Annotated in this window: 22 protein-coding genes; 13 read left to right on the top strand and 9 right to left on the bottom strand. The window is 62.3% G+C overall.

Going from position 1 to position 24,021, the window contains the following annotated elements; all coding sequences use genetic code 11:
• Positions 1-340: 340 nt before the first annotated feature.
• Complete coding sequence (locus AC07T0_RS04555) at positions 341-1,582, top strand: sterol desaturase family protein (RefSeq protein WP_495000051.1); 1,242 nt, start codon at positions 341-343, stop codon at positions 1,580-1,582.
• Here AC07T0_RS04555 and AC07T0_RS04550 read toward each other — a convergent pair.
• Positions 1,560-2,162 (bottom strand): DedA family protein, encoded by a 603-nt coding sequence (locus AC07T0_RS04550; protein WP_495000050.1) that lies wholly within the window; start codon positions 2,160-2,162, stop codon positions 1,560-1,562. The genes AC07T0_RS04555 and AC07T0_RS04550 overlap by 23 nt on opposite strands.
• A 207-nt stretch (positions 2,163-2,369) precedes the next feature.
• Here AC07T0_RS04550 and hemB point away from each other — a divergent pair, with 207 nt between their 5' ends.
• Entirely contained in the window at positions 2,370-3,383 is a 1,014-nt protein-coding gene (gene hemB / locus AC07T0_RS04545) for a porphobilinogen synthase (protein ID WP_495000049.1), read from the top strand.
• A gap of 18 nt (positions 3,384-3,401) precedes the next feature.
• Positions 3,402-5,624, top strand: coding sequence for a polyphosphate kinase 1 (gene ppk1 / locus AC07T0_RS04540; RefSeq protein ID WP_495000048.1), 2,223 nt, complete (start codon positions 3,402-3,404; stop codon positions 5,622-5,624).
• Here the strand turns inward: ppk1 and ppx are convergent.
• Positions 5,611-7,113 (bottom strand): exopolyphosphatase, encoded by a 1,503-nt coding sequence (gene ppx / locus AC07T0_RS04535; RefSeq protein ID WP_152736718.1) that lies wholly within the window; start codon positions 7,111-7,113, stop codon positions 5,611-5,613. The genes ppk1 and ppx overlap by 14 nt on opposite strands.
• A 424-nt stretch (positions 7,114-7,537) precedes the next feature.
• Between ppx and AC07T0_RS04530 the strand changes: the two genes are divergently transcribed.
• From AC07T0_RS04530 to AC07T0_RS04515, 4 genes are all read left to right on the top strand, one after another.
• Complete coding sequence (locus AC07T0_RS04530) at positions 7,538-8,191, top strand: DUF1120 domain-containing protein (RefSeq protein ID WP_495000047.1); 654 nt, start codon at positions 7,538-7,540, stop codon at positions 8,189-8,191.
• 156 nt (positions 8,192-8,347) lie between these two features.
• Positions 8,348-9,025, top strand: a complete 678-nt coding sequence (locus AC07T0_RS04525; RefSeq protein WP_495000295.1) for a fimbria/pilus chaperone family protein — start codon at positions 8,348-8,350, stop codon at positions 9,023-9,025.
• Positions 9,026-9,032: 7 nt separating this feature from the next.
• Positions 9,033-11,516: a fimbria/pilus outer membrane usher protein gene (locus AC07T0_RS04520; RefSeq protein WP_495000046.1), complete on the top strand. Its 2,484-nt coding sequence runs from the start codon at positions 9,033-9,035 to the stop codon at positions 11,514-11,516.
• Positions 11,513-12,064 (top strand): DUF1120 domain-containing protein, encoded by a 552-nt coding sequence (locus tag AC07T0_RS04515; protein WP_495000045.1) that lies wholly within the window; start codon positions 11,513-11,515, stop codon positions 12,062-12,064. Before AC07T0_RS04520 ends, AC07T0_RS04515 begins: the two co-directional genes overlap by 4 nt.
• Positions 12,065-12,068: 4 nt before the next feature.
• Here AC07T0_RS04515 and AC07T0_RS04510 read toward each other — a convergent pair whose 3' ends face one another.
• Genes AC07T0_RS04510 through AC07T0_RS04495 form a run of 4 tightly spaced genes read right to left on the bottom strand, consistent with a single transcriptional unit; the run spans position 12,069 to position 14,915 of the window.
• On the bottom strand, positions 12,069-12,806 hold the full coding sequence (locus AC07T0_RS04510) for an amino acid ABC transporter ATP-binding protein (RefSeq protein WP_495000044.1): 738 nt from the start codon (positions 12,804-12,806) through the stop codon (positions 12,069-12,071).
• Entirely contained in the window at positions 12,793-13,443 is a 651-nt protein-coding gene (locus AC07T0_RS04505) for an amino acid ABC transporter permease (protein ID WP_495000294.1), read from the bottom strand. The genes AC07T0_RS04510 and AC07T0_RS04505 overlap by 14 nt, the downstream gene beginning before the upstream one ends.
• Positions 13,440-14,105 carry an amino acid ABC transporter permease gene (locus tag AC07T0_RS04500; RefSeq protein WP_495000043.1) on the bottom strand — a complete coding sequence of 222 codons (666 nt, stop codon included), beginning with the start codon at positions 14,103-14,105 and terminating at the stop codon, positions 13,440-13,442. Before AC07T0_RS04500 ends, AC07T0_RS04505 begins: the two co-directional genes overlap by 4 nt.
• Positions 14,106-14,129: 24 nt before the next feature.
• Positions 14,130-14,915 carry a transporter substrate-binding domain-containing protein gene (locus tag AC07T0_RS04495; protein WP_495000042.1) on the bottom strand — a complete coding sequence of 262 codons (786 nt, stop codon included), beginning with the start codon at positions 14,913-14,915 and terminating at the stop codon, positions 14,130-14,132.
• Positions 14,916-15,167: 252 nt separating this feature from the next.
• Here AC07T0_RS04495 and AC07T0_RS04490 point away from each other — a divergent pair, with 252 nt between their 5' ends.
• The 5 genes from AC07T0_RS04490 (at position 15,168) to AC07T0_RS04470 (ending at position 20,552) form a co-directional block, all read left to right on the top strand.
• Positions 15,168-15,869, top strand: coding sequence for a FadR/GntR family transcriptional regulator (locus AC07T0_RS04490; RefSeq protein ID WP_495000041.1), 702 nt, complete (start codon positions 15,168-15,170; stop codon positions 15,867-15,869).
• Between the two features lie 286 nt (positions 15,870-16,155).
• Positions 16,156-16,485, top strand: a complete 330-nt coding sequence (gene trxA / locus AC07T0_RS04485) for a thioredoxin TrxA (protein ID WP_248795011.1) — start codon at positions 16,156-16,158, stop codon at positions 16,483-16,485.
• Between the two features lie 244 nt (positions 16,486-16,729).
• Positions 16,730-17,989, top strand: coding sequence for a transcription termination factor Rho (gene rho / locus AC07T0_RS04480; RefSeq protein ID WP_100942095.1), 1,260 nt, complete (start codon positions 16,730-16,732; stop codon positions 17,987-17,989).
• 128 nt (positions 17,990-18,117) lie between these two features.
• Complete coding sequence (gene ubiD, locus AC07T0_RS04475; RefSeq protein WP_495000040.1) at positions 18,118-19,584, top strand: 4-hydroxy-3-polyprenylbenzoate decarboxylase; 1,467 nt, start codon at positions 18,118-18,120, stop codon at positions 19,582-19,584.
• A complete protein-coding gene (locus AC07T0_RS04470) occupies positions 19,584-20,552 on the top strand; it encodes a CDP-6-deoxy-delta-3,4-glucoseen reductase (protein WP_495000039.1) in 969 nt (322 codons plus the stop codon). Before ubiD ends, AC07T0_RS04470 begins: the two co-directional genes overlap by 1 nt.
• A gap of 174 nt (positions 20,553-20,726) precedes the next feature.
• Here AC07T0_RS04470 and AC07T0_RS04465 read toward each other — a convergent pair whose 3' ends face one another.
• Positions 20,727-21,176, bottom strand: a complete 450-nt coding sequence (locus AC07T0_RS04465; RefSeq protein ID WP_495000293.1) for a sn-glycerol-3-phosphate transporter — start codon at positions 21,174-21,176, stop codon at positions 20,727-20,729.
• A gap of 382 nt (positions 21,177-21,558) precedes the next feature.
• Here AC07T0_RS04465 and AC07T0_RS04460 point away from each other — a divergent pair, with 382 nt between their 5' ends.
• Complete coding sequence (locus AC07T0_RS04460) at positions 21,559-22,206, top strand: gamma-glutamylcyclotransferase (RefSeq protein ID WP_495000292.1); 648 nt, start codon at positions 21,559-21,561, stop codon at positions 22,204-22,206.
• A gap of 124 nt (positions 22,207-22,330) precedes the next feature.
• Here the strand turns inward: AC07T0_RS04460 and AC07T0_RS04455 are convergent, their stop codons facing one another.
• Positions 22,331-22,924 carry a flagellar basal body-associated protein FliL gene (locus AC07T0_RS04455; protein WP_495000038.1) on the bottom strand — a complete coding sequence of 198 codons (594 nt, stop codon included), beginning with the start codon at positions 22,922-22,924 and terminating at the stop codon, positions 22,331-22,333.
• A gap of 118 nt (positions 22,925-23,042) precedes the next feature.
• Positions 23,043-24,020: an NADPH:quinone oxidoreductase family protein gene (locus AC07T0_RS04450; protein WP_495000037.1), complete on the bottom strand. Its 978-nt coding sequence runs from the start codon at positions 24,018-24,020 to the stop codon at positions 23,043-23,045.
• Position 24,021 lies beyond the last annotated feature (1 nt).

Raw genomic sequence — 24,021 nt, 5'->3', positions numbered from 1 at the left:
TCCGCCCCCCCCCCCCCCCCCCCCCCCCCCCCCCCCCCCCCCCCCCCCCCCCCCCCCCCCCCCCCCCCCCACAAGGTTTTGGGTCGTACACAAAAGTGTGAGTGGCGCAGAAATTGTGGAAGCCGGCTTGCTGGCGATGGCGTCCGGATGGGCACCGCAAGGCTCAAGGGCCTTATCGCTGGCAAGCCAGCGCCCTCAAGGAGCGCGTTAACCTACAGGGGCCGTGTTCGACGTTCCCGAGTATCTGGCGTTAAATGTCTACAGCTTTGGCATTCATTGTCAGCGGATTTCTCCGCCAGAGCCCCTAATCTTTGCAGATCGATTCTGGAAGGTTGGCCCCATGGACTTCGTGCCTTACGCGGTACCGTTTTTCATTGCCCTGATTGTCATCGAGCTGCTGGCCGATCGCTGGCGTGGCGTGAACAACTATCGAATGGCGGATGCCATCAACAGCATGAGCACCGGCGTGCTGTCGACCACTACCGGGCTGCTGACCAAGGGCGTCGGAATACTCACCTACGCCTTTGCGCTGCAGCACCTGGCGCTGCTCGAACTGTCCGCGCAAAAACCCTGGGTCTGGCTGTTCGCCTTTGTCGCCTACGACTTCTGCTACTACTGGCTGCACCGCCTGGGGCACGAGCGCAATATCCTCTGGGCCGCGCACTCGGTGCATCACCAGAGCGAGGACTACAACCTCAGCACGGCCCTGCGCCAGACCAGCACCGGCTTCCTCTTGAGCTGGATCTTCTATCTGCCGCTGGCGATGCTCGGCGTGCCGCTGGTGGTGTTTATCAGCGTGGCGTCGCTGAACCTGTTGTATCAGTTCTGGGTACATACCCGGCACGTGCCCAAGCTGGGTTGGTACGAATGGTTCTTTGTCACACCGTCCAATCATCGGGCGCATCATGCGCAGAATACGCTCTACATGGATCGCAACTACGGCGGGGTATTTATCCTCTGGGACCGGCTGTTCGGCACCTTCCAGGAAGAAGACGAGCGCGAGCCGGTGGTCTTCGGCGTGACCACGCCGCTGGCCAGTTGGAACCCGCTGTGGGCCAACCTGCAGTTCTATGCCCAGTTGTGGGCCGATGCCCGGCGGGCGCAAAGCTATTGGGACAAGTTGCGGATCTGGTTTATGCGCACCGGCTGGCGTCCGGCCGATGTCGCCGCCCAATACCCGCTGAACAAGCCGGACCTGAGCCAGTTCCGCAAGTTCGAGGTGCCGCTGGAGGTGCGCCAGCAGGTCTATCTGGCCCTGCAGTTCGCGGTGTATGTCGGCTTGGGCAGTTATCTGATGAACTTCGCCGAGCATTTGCCGCTGGCGGCACTGCTGCTGGGCACCGGCAGCCTGGCGCTGGGCCTGTTCGTGCTCGGTGCGGCGCTGGAGAATCGCCCTTGGGCGCTACGCCTGGAGCTTATCCGCCTGGCATCCAACCTGCCGTTGGTCTGGTGGGCGCCGTTGGTCGGGCTGTGGCCGGCCAGCCCGCTGGGCTGGGTCGGGGTGTTCAGCTACAGCCTGTTGAGCCTGATCGGCCTTTACTACTGCGGCAAGCCGCGCGTTATTCGCCTGGCCGGTTCGTAGTTTCGGCCAGACGGGCCTCGGCCCGGGCCAGGCGCGCGCTTCTGATGCGCCGCCAGCTCCAGAGGAGCAGGCCGCCCACCAGCAGGCCGCCGAGCACCCAGAGCTCGTATTTCTTCACGCTGCCGAGCATCCCTTCGAGGATCGCCCCGAAGTGATAGGCGGCCGCGGCCAGGGCCGCCGCCCAGATCGCCGCGCCGATACCGTTGAGCAACAGGTAGCGACCCGGCGGATAACCCGACAGGCCGATCGCCACCGGCATCACCGTGCGTAAGCCGTAGACGAAGCGAAAACTCAGCACCCAGATATCCGGATGGCGGCGGATATGCTCCAGCGCCCGGTCACCCATCAATTGCCAGCGCGGCTTGCGGGCCAGGAGTTTGCGGCCATGCTTGCGCCCCAGGAAATACCACAGCTGGTCACCGGCATAGCTGCCGAAGAACGCCACGATAACCACCAGGTTGATGTCCATGTATCCGCGGAACGCGAGGAAGCCGGCCAGTACCAGAATGGTCTCGCCTTCGAAAAACGTGCCGAGAAACAGGGCGAAGTAGCCGAAATCCTGCAGAAATTGTTGGAGCATTGTCTGGATGCTGGCGAAATGAACGCGCAGCCTAACCCTTCGGTGACAGAGAGGAAAGTGTCGAAATGTGTCTCGACGTTAACATTTCCTACAAGGACCGCGACTGTGGCGACGGGTCGCAGGAGTAAGCACAACTGTAATTCCTTCGTCATAATGGCCGCTTATAACTGCCATGCTCGCCCGCTTGTGCGGGCTCAGGAGTCTGCCGTGAGCTTTACCCCCGCCAATCGCTTGTTTCCTGCTACCCGCCTGCGTCGCAATCGTCGTGATGATTTTTCTCGCCGTCTGGTCCGTGAGAACGTTCTGACAGTCGATGATCTGATCTTGCCGGTGTTTGTCCTGGACGGCGAAAATCGCCGCGAAGCCGTGGCGTCGATGCCGGGAGTCGAGCGTCTGAGCATCGACCTGCTGCTCGAAGAAGCGGCGAAATGGGTCGAGCTGGGGATTCCGGCATTGGCGCTGTTCCCCGTGACACCACCCGCACTCAAGTCGCTGGACGCCAGCGAAGCCTGGAACCCGCAAGGTATTGCTCAACGCGCCACCCGTGCCCTGCGCGCGCGTTTCCCGGAGCTGGGGGTGATTACCGATGTTGCCCTGGACCCGTTCACCACCCACGGGCAGGACGGCATCATCGATGAAGAAGGCTACGTCCAGAACGACATTACCGTCGACGCCCTGGTCAAGCAGGCCTTGTCCCATGCCGAGGCGGGCGCCCAGGTGGTTGCGCCTTCCGATATGATGGACGGACGCATCCAGGCGATCCGCGAAGCCCTGGAACTGGCCGATCACGTCAATGTGCGGATCATGGCCTATTCGGCCAAGTACGCCAGCGCCTACTATGGTCCTTTCCGCGATGCCGTCGGCTCTGCCCTGAACCTGGGCAAGGCGAACAAGGCGTCCTACCAGATGGACCCGGCCAACAGCGACGAAGCCCTGCATGAAGTGGCCGCCGACCTTGCCGAAGGGGCCGACATGGTCATGGTCAAGCCGGGCATGCCGTATCTGGATATCCTTTTTCGAGTCAAGGATGAATTCAAGGTGCCGACATTTGTCTATCAAGTTAGCGGTGAGTACGCCATGCACATGGCGGCCATCCAGAATGGCTGGCTGGGCGAAGGCGTTATTCTTGAATCCTTGACCGCTTTTAAACGGGCTGGTGCCGATGGCATCCTGACCTACTTTGCCGCCCGCGCCGCTCAACTGCTACGAGAGCAGAAATAGCCCTCACAGGAACACTCGATGAATACCGAAGGACTCAGCGAAGTTGAAGTAAAGGACGCCCAAGCGGTGGTCGAGCAGATCGTCGAAACCCCGCCGGAGCTGGAGCCCGTGCCGGTGGTTGCCGAGGCGCCGCCCGTGGTGGCGCCGACGGCGGTGGCGATTCCCGGCCTGGATGACAGTAGCCTGTATATCCACCGTGAGCTGTCGCAGCTGCAGTTCAACATCCGCGTGCTGGAGCAGGCGCTGGACGAGTCCTACCCGCTGTTGGAGCGTCTCAAGTTCCTGCTGATCTTCTCCAGTAACCTGGATGAGTTCTTCGAGATTCGCGTCGCCGGGCTGAAGAAGCAGATCACCTTCGCCCGCGAGCAGGCCGGCGCCGACGGCTTGCAGCCGCATCAGGCCTTGGCGCGCATCAGCGAACTGGTGCACGGGCATGTCGATCGCCAGTACGCGATCCTCAACGACATCCTGTTGCCGGAGCTGGAAAAGCACCAGGTGCGCTTTATCCGCCGGCGTTACTGGACCACCAAACTGAAAACTTGGGTCCGTCGTTATTTCCGCGATGAGATCGCACCAATCATCACCCCGATCGGCCTCGATCCGACGCACCCGTTCCCGTTGCTGGTGAACAAGAGTCTGAACTTTATCGTCGAGCTCGAAGGCATCGACGCCTTCGGTCGCGACTCGGGCCTGGCGATCATCCCGGCGCCGCGCCTGCTGCCGAGGATCATCAAGGTACCCGAAGACGTGGGTGGGCCTGGCGATAACTATGTATTCCTGTCGTCGATGATCCACGCGCACGCCGACGACCTGTTCCAGGGCATGAAGGTCAAGGGTTGCTACCAGTTCCGCCTGACCCGTAACGCCGACCTGGCGCTGGACTCCGAAGACGTCGAAGACCTGGCCCGCGCCCTGCGCGGCGAGCTGTTCTCCCGGCGCTATGGTGACGCCGTGCGCCTGGAAGTCGCCGACACCTGCCCGAAACACCTGTCGGACTACCTGCTCAAGCAGTTCAACCTGAACGAGACCGAGTTGTACCAGGTCAACGGCCCGGTGAACCTGACGCGGCTGTTCAGCATCACCGGCCTGGACAGTCATCCGGAGCTGCAATACACACCGTTCACCCCGCAGATCCCGAAACTGCTGCAGAACAGCGAGAATATTTTCAGCGTGATCAGCAAGCAGGACATCCTGCTGCTGCACCCGTTCGAATCCTTCACCCCGGTGGTCGACCTGCTGCGTCAGGCGGCCAAGGACCCGCACGTCCTGGCCGTGCGCCAGACCCTGTACCGCAGCGGCGCCAACTCGGAAATCGTCGACGCCCTGGTGGACGCGGCGCGCAACGGCAAGGAAGTCACCGCGGTGATCGAGCTGCGCGCGCGCTTCGATGAAGAGTCCAACCTGCAACTGGCCAGCCGCCTGCAAGCCGCCGGTGCGGTAGTGATCTACGGCGTGGTCGGCTTCAAGACCCACGCCAAGATGATGCTGATCCTGCGTCGCGAGGCCGGCGAGATCGTTCGCTACGCGCACCTGGGTACCGGTAACTACCACGCCGGCAACGCCCGCCTGTACACCGACTACAGCCTGCTGACGTCCGACGATGCGCTGTGCGAAGACGTCGGCAAACTGTTCAGCCAGTTGATCGGCATGGGCAAGACGCTGCGCATGAAGAAGTTGCTGCACGCGCCGTTCACCCTGAAGAAGGGCATGCTCGACATGATTGCCCGGGAAACCCAGTTCGCCGTCGACGGCAAGCCGGCGCACATCATTGCCAAGTTCAACTCGCTGACCGATCCGAAGATCATCCGCGCGTTGTACAAGGCCAGCCAGTGCGGCGTGCGCATCGACCTGGTGGTACGCGGCATGTGCTGCCTGCGTCCGGGCATCGCCGGGGTTTCGCACAATATCCACGTGCGCTCGATCATCGGCCGCTTCCTCGAACACACCCGGGTCTTCTACTTCCTCAACGGCGGCGAAGAACAGATGTTCCTCTCCAGTGCCGACTGGATGGAGCGCAACCTCGACAAGCGGGTCGAGACCTGCTTCCCGGTGGAAGGCAAGAAGCTGATCCTGCGGGTTAAGAAAGAGCTGGAAAGTTATCTCACCGATAACACCCACAGCTGGAGCCTGCAGTCGGACGGTCGTTATATCCGCAACACGCCGACCGGCAACCAGAACCCGCGCAGTGCCCAGGCGACCTTGCTCGAGCGCCTGAGCAACCCGATCCTCAGCGTACGTTGAGGGTAATACTGACTCGGGTCAGCCACTCCGCTTCCAGCGCGAAGTCGGCCTGAGTCAGCTGGTTCTGCTCCAGCCAGTCCTTGGGAAACACCACATCCAGGCTATCGCCGTCGGCACGCAAGGTGACCTGCGGCATTTCCTGGGTGCCACGGATGTGATGGAACAGGATCGCGAAGCGCAGCAATACGCACAGGCGAATCAGCTTGATGCCTTCATCGCCGAACTCGGCAAACTTGTCCTTGGGAATATTGCGCCGGTGCCCGCGTACCAGCAGGGCGAGCATTTGCTGGTCTTCCCGTGAGAAACCGGCCAGGTCCGAGTGCTCGATCAGGTAGGCGCCGTGCTTGTGGTACTGATAGTGAGCGATGTCCAGGCCCACTTCATGGACCTTGGCGGCCCAGCCCAGCAGTTCGCGCCAGACCCCGTCAGCCAGTTCCCAGGCATCCGCCACCTGGTCGAAGGCATGCAGCGCCTTGCGCTCGACCCGCGCCGCCTGTTCCAGGTCGACGTGGTAACGCTCCATCAGCGAGCTGAGGGTGCGTTCGCGCACGTCTTCATGGTGATGGCGGCCCAGCAGATCGTAGAGCACGCCTTCGCGCAGGGCGCCGTCGCAGTGGTCCATGCGTTGCAGGTCGAGGGCGTCGAAGATCGCCTCGAGAATCGCCAGGCCCGCCGGGAAGATCGCGCGGCGATCGGGCTTGATCCCTTCGAAATCGATTTTCTCGGCATCGCCGAGCTTGAACAGCTTGCGCTTGAGCCAGGCCAGCCCTTCGGCATTGACCTCGCCGCTGCCCTGGCCGCCGGCCTTGAGGGCCAGACCGATGGCGCGGATGGTTCCGGACGAGCCGATGGCTTCATCCCAGGTCAGGCGGTGCAGCGCGTGCTCGATGCTCATGATTTCCAGGCGCGCCGCGGTATAAGCCTGGGCGTAGCGGGCCGGGGTGATCTTGCCATCGCGGAAATAGCGCTGGGTGTAGCTGACGCAGCCCATTTGCAGGCTTTCGCGCAGCAGCGGTTCGAAGCGCTGACCGATGATGAATTCGGTACTACCGCCGCCGATGTCGGCTACCAGGCGCTTGCCCGGGGTGTCGGCGAGGGTGTGGGACACGCCGAGGTAAATCAACCGGGCTTCTTCACGGCCGGAAATGACTTCCACCGGGTGGCCGAGGATTTCCTCGGCGCGGCGGATGAATTCGCCACGGTTGCGCGCTTCGCGCAGGGCGTTGGTGCCGACGATGCGGACGGCGCCCAGGGGCATGCCGTTGATCAGCTGGGCAAAGCGCTTCAGGCAATCGAGCCCGCGTTGCATGGATTCTTCGGTGAGCTGACGGTCCTCGTCGATACCGGCCGCCAGCTGAACCTTCTCGCCGAGGCGCTCCAGGATTCGGATCTCACCGTTCTGGGCCTTGGCCACGACCATATGGAAGCTGTTGGAGCCCAGGTCGATGGCTGCGATCAGGGACAGATTCTTGGCTTGGGAATGCGGCATGGTTGAAGGATCTCGGTCGATAACCTCGCCATCCTGCCACGATCAGGCGCCGACGCCAATGTAGGACGCCTGGGAGCATCAGGCCTGGGGCTTGTGGCGAGGGGGTTGGAAAATCATTGCTTCAATTTTCCTACATAAATATTTCGCATTGATGACCTGGGTCATCAATTGTGACGACAGCGATCTTTATGAAAGTTGGCAGTGTTTGTCTATCCATCGTACCAAGAGCGTGGCCGCTTCCGGTTTTCTTGTCAGGGGCCAGCGTGGAAACTAGCGGCAGGCAATCAAGCCTGGGTGTTAATTATTTATTGGGCAGAACTCGGGAGGCCTGAGTACTTGCCTTGTTTCGGGTGAGACCCAGGGTCTGATCCCGCAGTCCTGAATAACATACATCTGCTAAAACTTAATAATAGGGAGTAGGAGAATGAAGTTGGTATCCGGCTGGACGCTCGGTGCTCTATTGGTTGCACTGGGGGGCAATGTCCACGCGGCGGACCTGTTGGTCAAAGGGACGATCGTTCCGGCCAGTTGCACACTGAGCCTGCACAATGGTGGGGTGGTCGATTATGGGAAAATTCGTGCTGCCGAGTTGGGTGTCAACGCCTACACGACCCTGCAGCCGAGAGGGGTACCATTTTCGGTCAGTTGCGACGGCGGCACGCGGGTCGGGGTGAAGACCCTCGACAATCGTTCCGCCAGCAAGGTCCCGGGGATCTTGCAGTCGGCCATCGGCCCGGAGTATGGCGATGTCTACAACTATGGCCTGGGGACCACGGCGCACGGCAAGCGGATCGGCGGTTACGCCCTGAGCGTGAAAGATTCCGTGGCTGATTTTCCGTTGGTCAACACGATCGTATCGACCAATAACGGCTTGAGCTGGAATCGTGGCAACGGCGCCTTGGGCCAGTACCAGAACATCATGTCCTGGAGTGGGTTCTTTGCCACTCATCCGGCAGCGGTACAGCGGGTCAGTGGTACCTTGGAAGTCCAGGCGGTTATCAACAAGACCTCCGAGTTGGATGTGACCGAAGAAATATACCTGGACGGTCTGGCGACGCTGGAACTGCGTTATCTCTGAGTCATGTTGATGTAAGTAACAGGGCGACCGGCACAGGTTCATGTGCCGGCGTTCCGTTGTTATTTGTTTCGAACAATAAGAACTCGTTCGCCAGGAGCGTATCGCTTGAAAGTTGTGACCCTTGTACCGGTGTCCGGGTCTTTGTGTGCCGGTGTGCTGTTCTTTCTCCTCGGGGTGTCCTGGAGTGTCGCCCGTGCCGATGGCATGCAACCGGAAACCACGGTGGTGGTTCTCTATGAGGAGGAGGGGGAGGCGAGTATACAGATCAAGAACACCGACAACGGTCCGGCCTTGCTGCATTCGGCTATCGAATCCATTCCCGAGGATCTTGAGTCGCTGGTGGTGATCACGCCCCCCGTCACCCGAGTCGATGCCGGTGAGACACAATTGGTCCGCTTGCTCAGCGCCAACAGTGAGCCACTCAAGACCCAGCGTTTGAAGCGCGTCACCTTCGAAGGCATTCCCCAGCGCAAAACCGGGGCCGGCGCTACCGTTGGCATCAGCCTGCGCCAGAACCTGCCGCTGATCCTGCATCCCAAGGGGTTGGCCCGGCATCCGGCGCCCTGGAAGGAACTGACCTGGCATCTGGAAAAATCTCGGCTGGTGGTGCGCAACGACAGTCCCTATGTGGTGCGTCTGTCGCCGGAGTTGGAACTCAATCCGCACAAGGTCAGCGTGATGCTGAGTCGCGGTTATGTCCTGCCGGGGGAGGCGCTGGCGATCGAAACGGGCGCGACGCAGCTCCCGGCCACCTCGGTCACGCTGCAGCCGGCGACGGTCTATGGTTTTGCCGTCGCCCGTCACGAAGCCCCGATCCTGGCCGAGGCGCTGTGACGGCCTTATGAGAAACCCAGGACCGCCAGGTAAGTTCGCTCCAGCATCGGGGTTGGCCAAGGCACTCGGTGTCGCGGCCTTGCTGGGGCTGGGCGAGCCGCTCGCCGCCGAGAAAAAGGATGATGGGTCGGATGCGGAGTTTGACCTGTCGGTGCTTTCCGAGCGTGGCCTCGATCCGCAGGTGGCCGATTACTTTCGCTCGGCGCCACGCTTTCGCGAAGGGACGCAGCGGGTGATGCTGGAACTCAACGGCAATCGTCTGGGACTGACAGCGCTACGTTTCGACCGGGACGGCGAGTTGTGTTTCACCTCCGGGTTGCTGGACAAGGCCGGATTGAAGATGCTCGACGCTGAGGCGCGGGCCACCGAGGAGGACTGTCATGCCTTTCTGCGCGAGTACCCGCAGACCCAGGTCATCCTGCGGCCCAACAGCGAGGAGGTTTCCCTGTTGGTGCCGACCCAGGCCCTGCGCGGGCCGGCGCTCAACAGCGGGGTCTACGCCCGTGGCGGCACGGCTGGGCTGCTCAACTACGATGTGCTGGGTTTCGATACACGCTCACGCCAGGGCGGCGGACGTTTCTTCTCGGCGACCACCGAGGCCGGGTTCAATGCCGGCGACTGGTTGGTCCGCAGCCGCCAGTTGCACGTTTCCAACGATGGGCAGGAGCAGAGCTCGCATTTGTATGCCTATGCGCAGCGAGATTTCCTGCCGTGGCAGACGACCTTCCAGACCGGTCAGATCAACAGTGCCGGGCCGGTGTTTGCCGGGGTCCAGCTTTCCGGCATGCAATTCATGCCCGATGGTGCACAGCGCGGCCAGGCCGGCCACGGGGTATTGGTCGAGGGCGTGGCCTTCGACGCGTCGCGGGTCGAGGTCCGCCAGTCCGGAGCGCTGATCCATACCAGCCTGGTGCCGCAAGGGCCTTTCAGCCTGGGCGGCTTGCCGCTGCTCAACGGCACCAGCGACCTGGAGGTGAAGGTGATCGGCCAATCCGGCGGCGAGCGCCGTTTCGTCGTGCCCGCCGCGTCTTTTCCGGGCGCCACGGCGGTCCAGCCCGGTTACTACCTCGCCCTGGGGCGGTTGCGTGGTGCTCAGGGTCGCGCCGAGGAACCGCCGTTGCTCGTCACCGGCAGTGGCACCTGGGGGTTGGGCCAGGCCACGTCCTTCAGCGCCGGGCTGCTGGGCAGCGATGATTACCGCGCCAGTGGCTGGGCGCTCGACAGCCGCCTTTGGCCGCAGGTTGGCGTCGGTCTGCGCAACAGCTTGTCCCACGACACCCGACGTGCCCTGGCGGGGAGCCAGAACAGCCTGTCGTTGAACAGCCCGCTGGGGGCAGGTGTCGATCTGGACCTCAGCGCCACCCTGCGCAGTAGCGGTTATCGCGATCTGCTGCAGGTCGGCGAGATGGGCCTGGAGGACGATCCCGGTTCACGCTTCAAGCACCAGTACACCGCCGCGCTCGGTTGGTCGGACTTGCAATTCGGCGGTTTCAGCCTCGGTTACTCGCGCAATGTGATGTTCGACGGGGGCTTGTCCCGACGCCTGCACGGCTCATGGAACAAGAGCTACCGTTACGCCAGCCTGAGCCTCAGTGTCGACTCCGACGTCGGTTCGGGCGGCGACCGCCATGCCCTCGACTCGGGCCTGGGCATACGGCTGGGCGTCAGTGTCCCGCTGGGTGGCAACCGGCGCATCGGCAGCTACCTCAATCGACGGGGCGAGCGCCTCGATATCGGCGGCGATTACCGTGAGCGAGTCAGTGACCTGGTCAGTTATGACCTGGGGCTGGAGCAGGACCTCAAGGGTGATCGGCAGATCACCCGCGGCAACCTGAACCTGATGCCGCGTTACACCCAGGTCGGCCTGGGGGTGACACGCAACCCCTCTAGCAGCAGCTACAGCGGACAGCTGTCCGGAGGCCTTGCGCTGCACGAGGGTGGCCTGACGTTCTCGCCCTATGCCATCCAGGAGACCTTCGGCGTGGTCTCGGTGGGCGATCTTGCCGGCGCCCGGATCGCCACGCCCCAAGGTCCGGTCTGGACCGATTTCAGCGGCCAGGCGGTGGTCGCTGGCTTGCCGGCCTACCGCAGCAGCCAGTTGGCAGTCGACACCCGCTCGTTGCCGCGGCGGATCGACCTGCGCAATGGGACGAAAACCCTCGAAGCCGGGCGCGGTTCATTCAATCGGGTGGATTTCACCGTGGTGAAGGCTCGACGGCTGCTGCTCAAGGTCACCGACGAAAACGCCGAGCCGTTGCCCCAGGGCGCCCCGGTATTCAGTGAGAACGAGGCCTTCCTGACCACGGTGGTGGGCGACGGCCTGGTTTTCCTGAGCAATGTCGAGGCCGGCCAGCGGCTCTCCATCAGACGGGCGGATCACACGACCTGCACGCTGCCGGTCGAGCTGTCCGAGTCCACGGACAGCGATCGGCTCTATGAAACGGCCACGGCGGTTTGCCGGGCGAGTCAACCCTATGGAAGACCTTTATGAGCTCTCGCGTCCGCGCGGTTTTACGGCGTTGTTGCTTCGCGCTGGTGCTGTTTTCAGTCCCGGTCGGCGCCAATGACTGCACGCTGTCGCTGAGTCAGTCGCAGATTGAATTGGGTGCGTTGCGCTCGGGAGCCTTGGCGCGGGCACCCGGGCAGCCTGAACTGTTTCTCGGGACCCGCCGGCTGAGCCTGAACATCGCCTGCCCCTGGCCGACCTCGATGGTGCTGCGTTTCGAGGGGGCGGCGGCGGGACCGCAGGCCTTTCGCTTCGATCGCCAGGGGCGTTTTACGGTGAGCCTGAGCAATGCCTGGCTCGACGGCAAGCCGGTGACCCTGGCGGTGGCGCAACGTCCGGCCGAGGCGGCGGCCAGTTACTTGATGGCGCCGGGCCAGAGTCTGGTGGTGCTGGCTCGGGGCCTACCGGCCAAGGGGCGGTTTTTCTCGGCGCAGGTCGAGATCGACACGCACCTGCCGGTCAGTGCGACCCGGGTGCGCGACGAGACGCCGGTCGAAGGTCGCGGGCGTTTCGAGCTGCTGCCGGGCGAATAACGGCTCAGGCCGGCGGTTCCACACTGCCGATAAAGTTCGCCAGTTCCGGTGTCTGCGGGTGGGCGAACAGATCCCTGGGATCGCCCATCTCATGCACCTTGCCCTGGTGCATGAACACCAGCTTGTCGCCGACTTCCCGGGCGAAGCGCATTTCGTGGGTGACCATGATCAGGGTCATGCCTTCCTTCGCCAACTGACGGACCACACTGAGCACTTCATTGACCAGCTCCGGGTCCAGCGCCGAAGTGATCTCGTCGCACAGCAGCACCTTGGGCGACATCGCCAGGGCCCGGGCAATGGCCACGCGCTGCTGCTGGCCGCCGGAGAGACGTTCCGGGAAAGCGTCGAATTTTTCCCCCAGGCCGACCCGTTCGAGCATCTGCCGCGCCAGCTCGGCGGCCTTGGCCCTGGGCATTTTCTGCACCACCTGGGGCGCGAGCATAACGTTTTCGCCGACGCTCAGGTGCGGGAACAGGTTGAACTGCTGGAATACCATGCCGACCGTTTGCCGCAGGGTGCGCAAATCGGCGCGGGCGGCGTCCAGGTAGTGGCCGTCGACCTCGATCACCCCGTCGTTGATCGACTCCAGGCCATTGAGGGTGCGCAGCAGGGTGCTCTTGCCCGAGCCGCTGCGACCGATGATCGCCACCACCTGGCCTTCCTCGACGCTGAGGTCGATGCCTTTGAGCACGTGGTGATCGCCGTAATACTTATGCAGGGCAGAAACTCTAAGAAGCGGCATGCAGTCTCCTTTCCAGGTAGCGCGCACTGAGGGACAGGGGGTAGCACAGCAGGAAATAACCGAGAGCTACCAGGCCGTAGATCATGAAGGGTTCGAACGTGGCGTTGGCGAGCATGCCGCCGGTCTTGGTCAGTTCGGTGAAACCGATGATCGAGGTCACAGCGGTGCCCTTGATCACCTGCACCGAAAAGCCCACGGTCGGCGCCACGGCGATACGCAGTGCCTGTGGCAGGATCACATGGCGCAGTTGTTCATACGGGGTGAGCGCCAGGCTCGCCGAGGCTTCCCACTGGCCGCCCGGAATCGACTCGACGCAGCCGCGCCAGATCTCCGCCAGGTAGGCGCTGGTGAACAGCGTCAGGGCAATGGCCGCCGCCAGCCAGGGCGAGATATCCACCCCGAGCAAGGCCACGCCGAAAAACACCATGAACAGTTGCATCAGCAGCGGCGTGCCCTGGAACAGCTCGATGTAGGCGTGGGCGAAACCGCGAGCAAAGCCGTTTTCGCTGATGCGCAGCACCATCACCAGCAGGCCGATCAGGCCGCCACCGACAAAGGCCGTCAGCGACAGGGCGACGGTCCATTGCAGGCCCGCCAGCAGGTTGTTGAGGATGTCCCACAAGGTGAAATCCATCAGCGGTTCCTCACGATGTAGCGGCGCCCCAGCCAGTTCAGCAACTGCCGGATCAGCAACGCCATGACCAGGTAGATCAGAGTGGTCAGGGTGTAGGTTTCGAAGGCGCGGAAGTTGCGTGACTGGATGAAGTTGGCGGCGAAGCTCAGCTCCTCGGTGGCGATCTGCGAGCAGACCGCCGAGCCGAGCATGACGATGATGATCTGGCTGCTCAGGGCCGGCCAGACCTTGCCCAGCGCCGGCAGCAGGACCACGTGGCGGAAGGCTTCGAAGCGGCTCATGGCCAGCGCCGCCGCCGCTTCCAGTTGCCCACGGGGGATCGCCTGGATCCCGGCGCGGATGATCTCCGTGGAATAGGCGCCGAGGTTGATCACCATCGCCAGCACCGCCGCCTGCCACTCGGAAATCTGCAGGCCGAGGGAGGGCAGGCCGAAGAAAATGAAAAACAACTGCACCAGGAACGGCGTATTGCGGATCAATTCGACGTAGACGCCGAAGATCGCCGCGAAGGGGCGGATCTGCCAAGCCCTGACCACGGCCCCGACAATGCCCAGGCTGACCCCGAGCAAAGTGCCGATGGCGGTCAGTTCCAGGGTGAACAGGGCGCCGCGCAACAGCAGGTCGGCGTTGTGCAGCACCGGCAGGAAGTCGAACTGATAAGCCATGGAGCGAACCTCAGGCGAGCGCGATCAGAGATCGGCCGGAAGTGGTTGCTTGAGCCACAGCTGGGCGTTTTTTTCCAGGCTGCCGTCGGCCTTGGCGGTGGCGAGGATCTGGTTCACTTTTTCCAGCAGCGCCGGTTCGTTCTTGTTCACGCCGACGTAGACCGGCGAGTCCTTGAGCTTGACCTTCAGTGCCGGGATGCGTTTCGGGTTGCGCTCGGCGATGGCCACCATCACCACGTTGCCGCTGGCGATCAGGTCGACCTGCTTGGCCAGATAGGCCGCAATGGTGGTGTTGTTGTCCTCGAAGCGCTTGATGGTCACGCCCTCGGGGGCCACGGCGGTCAGCTCGATGTCCTCGATGGCGCCACGGGTGACGCTGATGGTCTTGCCCTTGAGATCGGCCAGGCCGTTGATCGGGGCTTCCGGCGGGCCGAAGACCGCGAGGTAGAAGGGCGCATAGGCACGGGAGAAGTCGATGACCTTCTCGCGCTCGGGATTCTTGCCGAGGCTGGAGATCACCAGGTCGACCTTGCCGGTGGTAAGGAACGGAATGCGGTTGGTGCTGTTGACCGGGGTCAGTTCCAGCTTGACCTTGAGCTGCTCGGCGAGCAGCTTCGCGGTGTCGATATCCAGGCCGCGGGGTTTCATGTCCGGACCCACCGAGCCGAACGGCGGGAAGTCCTGGGGCACGGCGACCTTGAGGGTGCCACGGGCGACGATGTCATCCAGGCCATTGGCGTGGGCGGGGGCCTGACTCAGCATCAGGCTGGCCAGCAAGGCAGTGAGCAGGGCGCTGCGGCGTTGGGTCATGGCAACTCTCCGAATCCAGAAGGGCGATCTCTGTGCGGGGCAGTGCACAGCCCATGCCACACTTGTCCGAAACCCTGCACTTGCTGGTACGGCGGGGCTTTTCATGGTCTTACTGGTCTGAACAGTTGCAGAGCTTTCGCACTCTTATCGAGCATTCGTTCGCGGCGCTGAACCAGCGCTGGGCGTGACTTGCCGGATCCGGCCAATAGCTTTACAACTAGCGCTTTCCCGGACCAACAGCTGAAAAAGACAATGAATTCGATCTCCCGCGCCGTCCCGGAAGTGGCGCTGCAAGCCATCCGCAAACTGATCGCCGACGAGGGCTTCGGCCCGGGCGACGTGCTGCCCTCGCAGCGCGACCTGGCACTCCGGCTGGGGGTCAGCCGGGCGTCGTTGCGCGAGGCGCTGTCGTCCCTGAGTGCCCTGGGGGTGATCAGTGTGCAGCCGGGCAAGGGCGTCTTCGTGCAGGCGCCGGTGGAGTTGGCGCCGCTGGCCAGCGGCCTGGCCTGGCCGTTCGCGGCCCAGGCTTCAGCGGAGGATATCTTCCAGTTGCGTTATGCCCTGGAGGGGTTTGCCGCGGGCCTGGCGGCGGTGACCTTGAGCGCCGATGAGCTGGATGTCCTGCAGGACAACGTCGAGGCCTTGCGGCTGGAGCTCAAGGCGGGGGATTTCGAGGCGGCCGCGCGGCTGGATTTCGATTTTCACCGGCGCATCCTGCTGGCCAGCGGCAACCAGGCCATGGTCGGTATCCTCAGTGCCAGCGCCGAGCTGTTCCTGGAAAGCCAGAAGCTGCCGTTCATCCGGGCGGAGCGAGCCATGGAAACCTGGCAGGAGCACCGCAAGATCCTCCGTGCCCTGGCGCGGCGCGCCTCGGGAGCGGCTCAGAAGGCGATGCAGGAGCATGTGCGCAACGCGGCCCTGCGCACCGGTATTGTCTTCGTCACGCCGGGCTGATCACGGTCCCTGTAGGAGCAGCCGGTCGACGCTCGATTGCTCGCGATGGCGGCCCAGGCACCGCAGGGTCCCAGGCTTTACGCGTTATCGTTGATGTCCATCGCGAGCAAGCTCGCTCCTACAAGGGGGGCGGTGCTTGTGAGGGCGTCTTTGTGCAGCGCGCGCGTATTGGGCTATACCCAAATTGATCGTTTGTCATAGTTAGACTCAATTAACTGCGGCTTCCTGTACGTAGGAAGGCCAGCTATGATGAGCGACGTTTTTTGCTTACAACCTGGAGACTTCCATGAGCAGCGATCTGATCAAACACGTTAGCGACGCTAGCTTCGAGGCCGATGTAATCAAGGCCGAAGGCGCTGTGCTGGTCGACTACTGGGCTGAATGGTGCGGCCCCTGCAAGATGATCGCCCCGGTCCTGGACGAGATTGCCACGACCTACCAAGGTAAACTGGTCGTCGCCAAGCTGAACATCGACGAAAACCAGGAAACCCCGGCCAAGCATGGCGTGCGCGGTATCCCAACGCTGATGCTGTTCAAGAACGGCAACGTCGAAGCGACCAAGGTCGGCGCACTGTCCAAGTCGCAACTGACCGCTTTCCTCGACGCTCACCTGTAAGGTCGGCATCGTCAAAAAAGGCCCCGCAAATAGCGGGGCTTTTTTCGTTGTTAGGGGCTAGACGTTCACAATTGCAGGTGTTACATTCGGCCCCGCACTGGTTTCTCCACTGCCCCCTGCAAGCCGTCGCCGACGCTCTCCTTTTCGAACAAGTACGCGATCCTGTCGCCTTCTCTGCGGCGCGGCCTCATTAAGCCAAAAGCTTAATTTCTCCCCCCTCCATAAATGATTACGTCATTCCTATATGAATCTGACTGAACTCAAGCAAAAGCCGATTACCGAACTGCTCGAATTGGCCGAACAGATGGGCATAGAAAATATGGCCCGTTCGCGCAAGCAGGATGTGATTTTCTCCCTGCTGAAAAAGCACGCGAAAAGCGGCGAGGAAATCTCCGGTGATGGCGTGCTGGAGATCCTCCAGGACGGCTTCGGCTTTCTCCGCTCTTCGGATGCCTCCTACCTGGCCGGCCCGGACGATATCTACGTCTCGCCGAGCCAGATCCGCCGCTTCAACTTGCGCACCGGTGACACCATCGTCGGCAAGATCCGTCCGCCGAAGGAAGGTGAGCGTTATTTCGCTCTGCTCAAGGTCGACACGATCAACTTCGATCGTCCGGAAAACGCGAAGAACAAGATTCTCTTTGAGAACCTGACCCCGCTGTTCCCGACCGTGCGCATGAAGATGGAAGCCGGTAACGGTTCCACCGAAGACTTGACCGGTCGTGTGATCGATCTTTGCGCACCGATCGGCAAAGGCCAGCGCGGCCTGATCGTGGCACCGCCGAAAGCCGGCAAGACGATCATGTTGCAGAACATTGCGGCGAACATCACCCGCAACAACCCGGAAGTGCACCTGATCGTCCTGCTGATCGATGAGCGTCCGGAAGAAGTGACCGAAATGCAGCGCACCGTGCGCGGCGAAGTGGTTGCCTCGACGTTCGACGAGCCGCCAACCCGTCACGTGCAAGTGGCCGAAATGGTCATCGAGAAGGCCAAGCGCCTGGTCGAGCACAAGAAGGACGTGGTGATCCTGCTCGACTCCATCACCCGTCTGGCGCGTGCCTACAACACCGTGATCCCGAGCTCCGGCAAGGTCCTGACCGGTGGTGTCGATGCCCACGCCCTGGAGAAGCCAAAACGTTTCTTCGGTGCCGCGCGTAACATCGAGGAAGGCGGTTCGCTGACCATCATCGCCACCGCGCTGGTTGAAACCGGCTCGAAGATGGACGAAGTGATCTACGAAGAGTTCAAGGGTACCGGTAACATGGAACTGCCGCTGGACCGCAAGATCGCTGAAAAGCGCGTCTTCCCGGCGATCAACATCAACCGTTCCGGCACCCGCCGCGAAGAGTTGCTGACCGCCGACGACGAGTTGCAGCGCATGTGGATCCTGCGCAAGCTGCTGCATCCGATGGATGAAGTCGCGGCCATCGAGTTCTTGATCGACAAGCTGAAACAGACCAAGACCAACGATGAGTTCTTCCTCTCGATGAAACGCAAGTAAGTCGAGCAGGGCCGCAAAAGCCGGGGAAACCCGGCTTTTTGCTGTCTGGGCATTGTTCGATTGCGCGGTATCGGGGCGAACCGGGTAAACTGCCCACCCCGAACGCCACGGATCTACGAGGCTCACGCATGCAGTATCGCGACTTGCGCGACTTTATCAGCGGCCTGGAACAGCGCGGCGAACTCAAGCGCATCCAGGTTCCAGTGTCGCCTATCCTGGAGATGACCGAGGTCTGCGACCGCACCCTGCGGGCCAAGGGGCCGGCGTTGCTGTTCGAAAATCCCACCGGTTTTGATATCCCGGTACTCGGCAACCTGTTCGGCACGCCCGAGCGCGTGGCCCTGGGCATGGGCGCCGAAGCGGTCAGCGAACTGCGGGAAATCGGCAAGCTGCTGGCCTTCCTCAAGGAACCGGAGCCGCCCAAGGGGCTCAAGGATGCCTGGTCCAAGCTGCCGATCTTCCGCAAGATCATTGCCATGGCGCCGAAAGTGGTCAAGGACGCGCCCTGCCAGGAAATCATCATCGAGGGCGATGACGTCGACCTCGGCAAGTTGCCGGTCCAGCATTGCTGGCCGGGCGATGTCGCGCCGCTGATCACCTGGGGCCTGACGGTGACCAAGGGGCCGAACAAGGACCGCCAGAACCTCGGCATCTATCGCCAGCAGGTGATCGCTCGCAACAAGGTGATCATGCGTTGGCTCAGCCACCGTGGCGGCGCGCTGGATTACCGCGAGTGGTGCGAAAAGCATCCAGGCCAGCCGTTCCCGGTGTCCGTGGCCCTGGGTGCGGATCCGGCGACCATTCTCGGCGCGGTGACCCCGGTGCCGGACAGCCTTTCCGAATACGCCTTTGCCGGTCTCCTGCGGGGCAACCGCACCGAGCTGATCAAGTGCCGCGGCAATGACCTGCAAGTACCGGCCTCGGCGGAAATCGTCCTCGAGGGCGTGATCCATCCGGGCGAGATGGCGCCGGAAGGCCCGTATGGCGACCACACTGGCTATTACAACGAAGTCGATAATTTCCCGGTGTTTACCGTCGAGCGCATCACCCACCGGATCAAACCGATCTACCACAGCACCTACACCGGTCGGCCACCGGATGAGCCGGCGATTCTCGGCGTGGCGCTGAACGAAGTGTTCGTACCGATCCTGCAGAAGCAATTCCCGGAAATCACCGACTTCTACCTGCCACCGGAAGGTTGCTCGTACCGCATGGCCATCGTCACCATGAAGAAGTCGTATCCGGGCCACGCCAAGCGCGTCATGTTGGGTGTCTGGTCGTTTTTGCGACAGTTCATGTATACCAAGTTCGTTATCGTCACCGACGACGATATCAACGCCCGCGACTGGAACGACGTGATCTGGGCCATCACCACGCGCATGGACCCCAAGCGCGATACGGTGATGATCGATAACACGCCGATCGACTACCTCGACTTCGCCTCGCCGGTCTCCGGCCTGGGCTCGAAGATGGGGCTCGATGCCACGCACAAATGGCCCGGCGAGACCACACGTGAGTGGGGCCGGGTGATCGTCAAGGATGAGGCCGTGACCCGACGGGTCGATGCCATTTGGAATCAGTTAGGAATAGATTGATGCGTGTGACCTTGCAGCCGTCCGGCGCCGTGCTTGAGATACGGCCCGGCGAGCGGATTCTCGACGGTGCCCGGCGCCTGGGTTATGACTGCCCGCAAAGCTGTCGCAATGGCAACTGCCATGTGTGCGCCGCGTTGCTGGTGGAAGGGCGGGTCGCGCAGGCTGGCGACGTGCGTGATCATGGCGAGTTCTACACTTGTATCGCAGAACCCCTGGAAGACTGTGTGGTGCTGTGGGATGGCGTGCTCGCGCAAGGAGAACTGCCGGTGCGCAAGTTGGCCTGTCAGTTGATCGAATGTGCCGAGATCGGCGGCGATGTCTGGCGTGTGCGCCTGCGGGCGCCGGCGGGCAAGCCGCCGCGTTATCACGCTGGCCAGTACCTGATGATCGAGCGCGACAATGGCGAGAAATCGGCGTTTTCCCTGGCCTCCGCGCCGCACGCCGGGCGTGACCTGGAGCTGCATGTACTGGTGCGCGAAGCCAGCGCCCAGAGCCTGATCGAGCAGTTGCAGCGCAATCGCATGGCGCGGGTCGAGTTGCCGTTCGGCGATACTCATCTGGCCCAATTGCCGGATGGACCGTTGGTGCTGATCGCGGCGGGCACTGGCATGGCGCAGATGAACAGCCTGATCGAGCATTGTCGTTCCACCGGCTTCCAGCACCCGGTGCACTTGTATTGGGGCGTGCGTCGGCCCGAGGATTTCTACACGTTGGAGCATTGGGAGGAGTGGAAGCAACTGCCGAACCTGTTCCTGCACAAGGTGGTCAGCGATTTGTGTGGCTGGGAAGGGCGTTGCGGCATGCTGCACGAGGCGGTCCGCGAAGATATTGCCGACCTGTCGGGGGTGAGTGTCTATGCCAGCGGCTCGCCGGCGATGATTTATGCAACGCTGGATGCGCTGGTGAACGCCGGGATGGATGCGCACCAGATGCGTGCCGATGTGTTTGCCTATGCGCCTAGGCCTTAGCGCCAGGCGTTTGATTTTTCTGTGCCTGCCCCATCGCCTTCGCGGCACCGCCGCGTCCCGACAAGCTCCGCTCCCACAAGGACGGATTCGTACGCAAGCTTTGTGTACGACTCAGGACTTAATGTGGGAGCGGAGCTTGCCCGCGAAGGCGTCCTCAAAATCGCTACAAATCCCTCAGAAACGCACCCCAGTGGTAATCATCGCCGCATTGAACCCCAGCAACACCACCTCCGCTGCCACCGGCCCGTAATGCGTACCAACCGAAGGAATGATCACCGGCGCAACGCCCAGGTGGTTCAACGGGATCTTGTCGCGGTACTGGCCTTTGTAGCCCTGCAGTAAACCGCCGGAGACCTTCAGATACACCGGATAATCGGCACTCTCGAAGCGCTTGCCAACATAGGCGTAATACGCGCGCTGGCTGAACGAGTTGCGAAACGTCGCCGCCCCATAGAGCAACCCCGAGGCTTCATTGCGTTCCAGGCCGATCAGGTCCTGGTGATTGTTGTGGTCCGGGTCCGGTGAGAAATGGCGGGTGAAGACGCTGGTTTGCAGGTACCAGAAACCCTTGTCACTGGCGTTCGAATCGTCCGGCGACTGGGCCCGGACGCTGGGCGCCAGCATAAACAGGCACAACACCTGGATAAGGAGTGATTTGTTCATGGTTGTTGGCCCCTGGTGAAAACGTAGCGATTGAAGTAGGCGGCCGTTATACGTAAGTCGCAATCGGATTGTCAGACCGTGGTCTCTGAAGTGTATGTAGGGTTTTTCCCGTACGCGATGTTTAGCTTATCGTTATGTGATTTTGATATTTAATTTATTTGTTACGGAACATTAAGCTATATATCCATCGGAGCACCGGCCTCTATCGAACCAGCAATGCCTACGCCAATAACGGCGGCAACCTGGCCTACAGCACTTTTTCGCGGTACGGTTACAGCGGTGCGTTTTATTACGGTAAAGTGACTTACAACTGGTAATGATCAGGAATCCCGCGCAATCCGCCATGACCGCCATCGATCCTGCATTGTCGAGTTTGGCCTATCCGCCGCGCCTGGAACTGGGGGCGCAATTGACCCACGAGCAACTGCTCTGCTCCATGCAGGCCACCATGGCCCGGCACAAGGGCGGAGCGGTCTGGCTATTTGCCTACGGCTCGTTGATCTGGCGCCCCGAGTGCTCTGCCGTGGAGCGGGTACGCGGGCGGGTTCACGGTTACCATCGGGGCTTGTACCTGTGGTCCCATGAACACCGGGGCACGCCGGAATTTCCGGGGTTGGTGTTCGGCCTGGATCGCGGCGGTTCCTGCAGCGGATTTGCCTATCGGCTTCCGGACGATCAGCTGGAGGCATCGCTCTATGCCCTGTGGCAGCGGGAGATGCCGGTGCCGTCCTATCGGCCGCACTGGCTCAATTGCCGCTTGGCCACGGGGCAGACGGTTCAGGCGTTGGGGTTCGTGCTGGAGCGGCACCTGCCCAGCTATGCCGGTAACCTGTCGGACCATGTGCTGAACCAGGTACTCGAAAGTGCTTGCGGGCGCTATGGCACCACCCGCGACTACGTTGAGCAGACCGCCAGCGCCTTGCGCAGCCACGCCATGCCGGATCGCAACCTGGAAGCGCGGCTCAAGCGCTGTCGTTCGGTCTCGCATTAAGCGGTTGCTCGGTCTGTTGAGTTTCGACTACGTCCTTGGATTGAATCCGGGCTGGCATCGTCAGCTGGGGCTTGCGGTGAGCCGGAAAGGACATGACCAGGTGTAGCGTCGCTCCCTCGCCGTGTCAGCCGGGAAATGGCGGTTCCTGGATTTTCTCGCTGCGGGACTCGATCAACTGACCTTGGTGGTCAAAGCGCAGCACGATCAGCCAGTCATACACATCCTCCGGCCAGCGCTTTTGCCCGGTCAGCTTTTTCGCATCGCCGCCGAAGGCTTCGATCAGGTTGTCGATATGCCCGTGGTGCCAGGCGATCAGCACCACCGGTACGCTGTTGTCCTTGCCCAGGGACTTGGCCAACTGGTCGACCTCGTCGTCGGCGTAGGGTTGTTCGATGGGCAGCTTCAGGCGTTGCGACAACGGCGTCAGGGTCAGGCGTGGGCGGTCGCTTTCCTTGCTGTCAGTGGTGGCAATCAGGCGTTGTGGGATCAGTTTTCCAGCGTCCAGTAGCAGAGGGTCAAAGTAGCTGGCGTAGGCCTGGGCCCGATGTTCGCCCGCCGGGCTGAGCCCGCGACCCTGGTCGGGTTTCTCCGCGTGGCGGACGATCAGCAGCGTGACATCGCGCAAGCCATCTGCCTTGTGGGCCATGGCCGGTGTCGCGAGTATCAGCGTGGATAAGGCGAATACGCCGGGGAGCAAGGTGTGCAGCAGTTTGAGCATGGAGGTGCCTCGATGGAGTGCAGGGGCGCGCTCGTGATGAGCGCGCCCGGGCCATGGGCAAAATATAGCGGTATTCAGGCGTCTTGCCGGGTGAAACCAGTGTCAGCGTCGCGGCTGCTCAACGCACCTGTACCACCACTTTACCGACGGCCTTGCGCTGGCCGAGGTCATTGATGGCCTGGGCGGTTTGCGCCAGTGGATAGGTCTGCGACACCAACGGCTTCAATTTACCCTCGGCGAACCAACTGAACAGTTGTTGGAAGTTGGCGGCGTTGTCCTGGGGCTGGCGCTGGGCGAACGAGCCCCAGAACACCCCGACCACCGCCGCGCCCTTGAGCAGCGCCAGGTTCACCGGCAGCTCCGGGATGCGCCCGCTGGCAAAGCCCACGACCAACAGGCGGCCGTTCCAGGCGATGGAGCGGATGGCCTGGTCGAACAGGTCGCCACCGACCGGGTCGTAGATCACGTCGGCGCCATTGCCGTCGGTCAGGCGCTTGATTTCGTCCTTGAGATTGTCCTGGCCATAGTTGATCAGTTCGTCGGCGCCAAGGGACTTGGCCACCGCGAGTTTCTCGGCGCTGCTGGCGGCGGCGATCACCCGGGCGCCCATGGCCTTGCCGATTTCCACGGCCGCCAGGCCCACGCCTCCGGAAGCGCCGAGCACCAGCAGGGTTTCCCCCGGTTGCAACTGCGCGCGCTGCTTGAGCGCGTGCATCGAGGTGCCGTAGGTCATGCTGAAGGCGGCGGCGGTAGTGAAATCCATGGCGGCGGGGATCGGCAGCACGTTATAGCCGGGCACTTTCACCTCCTCGGCGAAACTGCCCCAGCCGGTCAGGGCCATCACCCGGTCGCCGACCTTGAGATGGCTGATCTTTTCACCCACCGCGGCGACCACGCCGGCCGCCTCGCCACCCGGGGAAAACGGGAAGGGCGGCTTGAACTGGTACTTGCCCTCGATGATCAGCGTGTCCGGGAAATTCACCCCGGCGGCGTGCACCTGCAGCAGGATCTCGTTCTTCGCGGGCACCGGGCTGGCGACCTCTTCCAGCACCAGCGTTTCGGCGGGGCCGAAGGCTTTGCAGAGCACGGCTTTCATC

Source organism: Pseudomonas sp. GW821-FHT04D07, assembly GCF_059420225.1.
The sequence above is the reverse complement of the archived record's forward strand: the minus strand, read 5'-3'. Positions and strand labels throughout refer to the sequence as shown.

What these genes read in the sequence shown, in the direction of transcription:
- AC07T0_RS04550 (WP_495000050.1), bottom strand. Translation starts at nt 2,162, where the DNA reads ATGCTCCAACAATTTCTGCAGGATTTCGGCTACTTCGCCCTGTTTCTC.
- AC07T0_RS04470 (WP_495000039.1), top strand. Translation starts at nt 19,584, where the DNA reads ATGCGTGTGACCTTGCAGCCGTCCGGCGCCGTGCTTGAGATACGGCCC.
- AC07T0_RS04510 (WP_495000044.1), bottom strand. Translation starts at nt 12,806, where the DNA reads ATGCCGCTTCTTAGAGTTTCTGCCCTGCATAAGTATTACGGCGATCAC.
- AC07T0_RS04520 (WP_495000046.1), top strand. Translation starts at nt 9,033, where the DNA reads ATGAGAAACCCAGGACCGCCAGGTAAGTTCGCTCCAGCATCGGGGTTG.
- AC07T0_RS04495 (WP_495000042.1), bottom strand. Translation starts at nt 14,915, where the DNA reads ATGACCCAACGCCGCAGCGCCCTGCTCACTGCCTTGCTGGCCAGCCTG.
- AC07T0_RS04500 (WP_495000043.1), bottom strand. Translation starts at nt 14,105, where the DNA reads ATGGCTTATCAGTTCGACTTCCTGCCGGTGCTGCACAACGCCGACCTG.
- AC07T0_RS04450 (WP_495000037.1), bottom strand. Translation starts at nt 24,020, where the DNA reads ATGAAAGCCGTGCTCTGCAAAGCCTTCGGCCCCGCCGAAACGCTGGTG.
- AC07T0_RS04455 (WP_495000038.1), bottom strand. Translation starts at nt 22,924, where the DNA reads ATGCTCAAACTGCTGCACACCTTGCTCCCCGGCGTATTCGCCTTATCC.
- AC07T0_RS04515 (WP_495000045.1), top strand. Translation starts at nt 11,513, where the DNA reads ATGAGCTCTCGCGTCCGCGCGGTTTTACGGCGTTGTTGCTTCGCGCTG.
- ppk1 (WP_495000048.1), top strand. Translation starts at nt 3,402, where the DNA reads ATGAATACCGAAGGACTCAGCGAAGTTGAAGTAAAGGACGCCCAAGCG.
- AC07T0_RS04530 (WP_495000047.1), top strand. Translation starts at nt 7,538, where the DNA reads ATGAAGTTGGTATCCGGCTGGACGCTCGGTGCTCTATTGGTTGCACTG.
- ppx (WP_152736718.1), bottom strand. Translation starts at nt 7,113, where the DNA reads ATGCCGCATTCCCAAGCCAAGAATCTGTCCCTGATCGCAGCCATCGAC.
- AC07T0_RS04490 (WP_495000041.1), top strand. Translation starts at nt 15,168, where the DNA reads ATGAATTCGATCTCCCGCGCCGTCCCGGAAGTGGCGCTGCAAGCCATC.
- trxA (WP_248795011.1), top strand. Translation starts at nt 16,156, where the DNA reads ATGAGCAGCGATCTGATCAAACACGTTAGCGACGCTAGCTTCGAGGCC.
- rho (WP_100942095.1), top strand. Translation starts at nt 16,730, where the DNA reads ATGAATCTGACTGAACTCAAGCAAAAGCCGATTACCGAACTGCTCGAA.
- AC07T0_RS04555 (WP_495000051.1), top strand. Translation starts at nt 341, where the DNA reads ATGGACTTCGTGCCTTACGCGGTACCGTTTTTCATTGCCCTGATTGTC.
- AC07T0_RS04460 (WP_495000292.1), top strand. Translation starts at nt 21,559, where the DNA reads ATGACCGCCATCGATCCTGCATTGTCGAGTTTGGCCTATCCGCCGCGC.
- AC07T0_RS04465 (WP_495000293.1), bottom strand. Translation starts at nt 21,176, where the DNA reads ATGCTGGCGCCCAGCGTCCGGGCCCAGTCGCCGGACGATTCGAACGCC.
- ubiD (WP_495000040.1), top strand. Translation starts at nt 18,118, where the DNA reads ATGCAGTATCGCGACTTGCGCGACTTTATCAGCGGCCTGGAACAGCGC.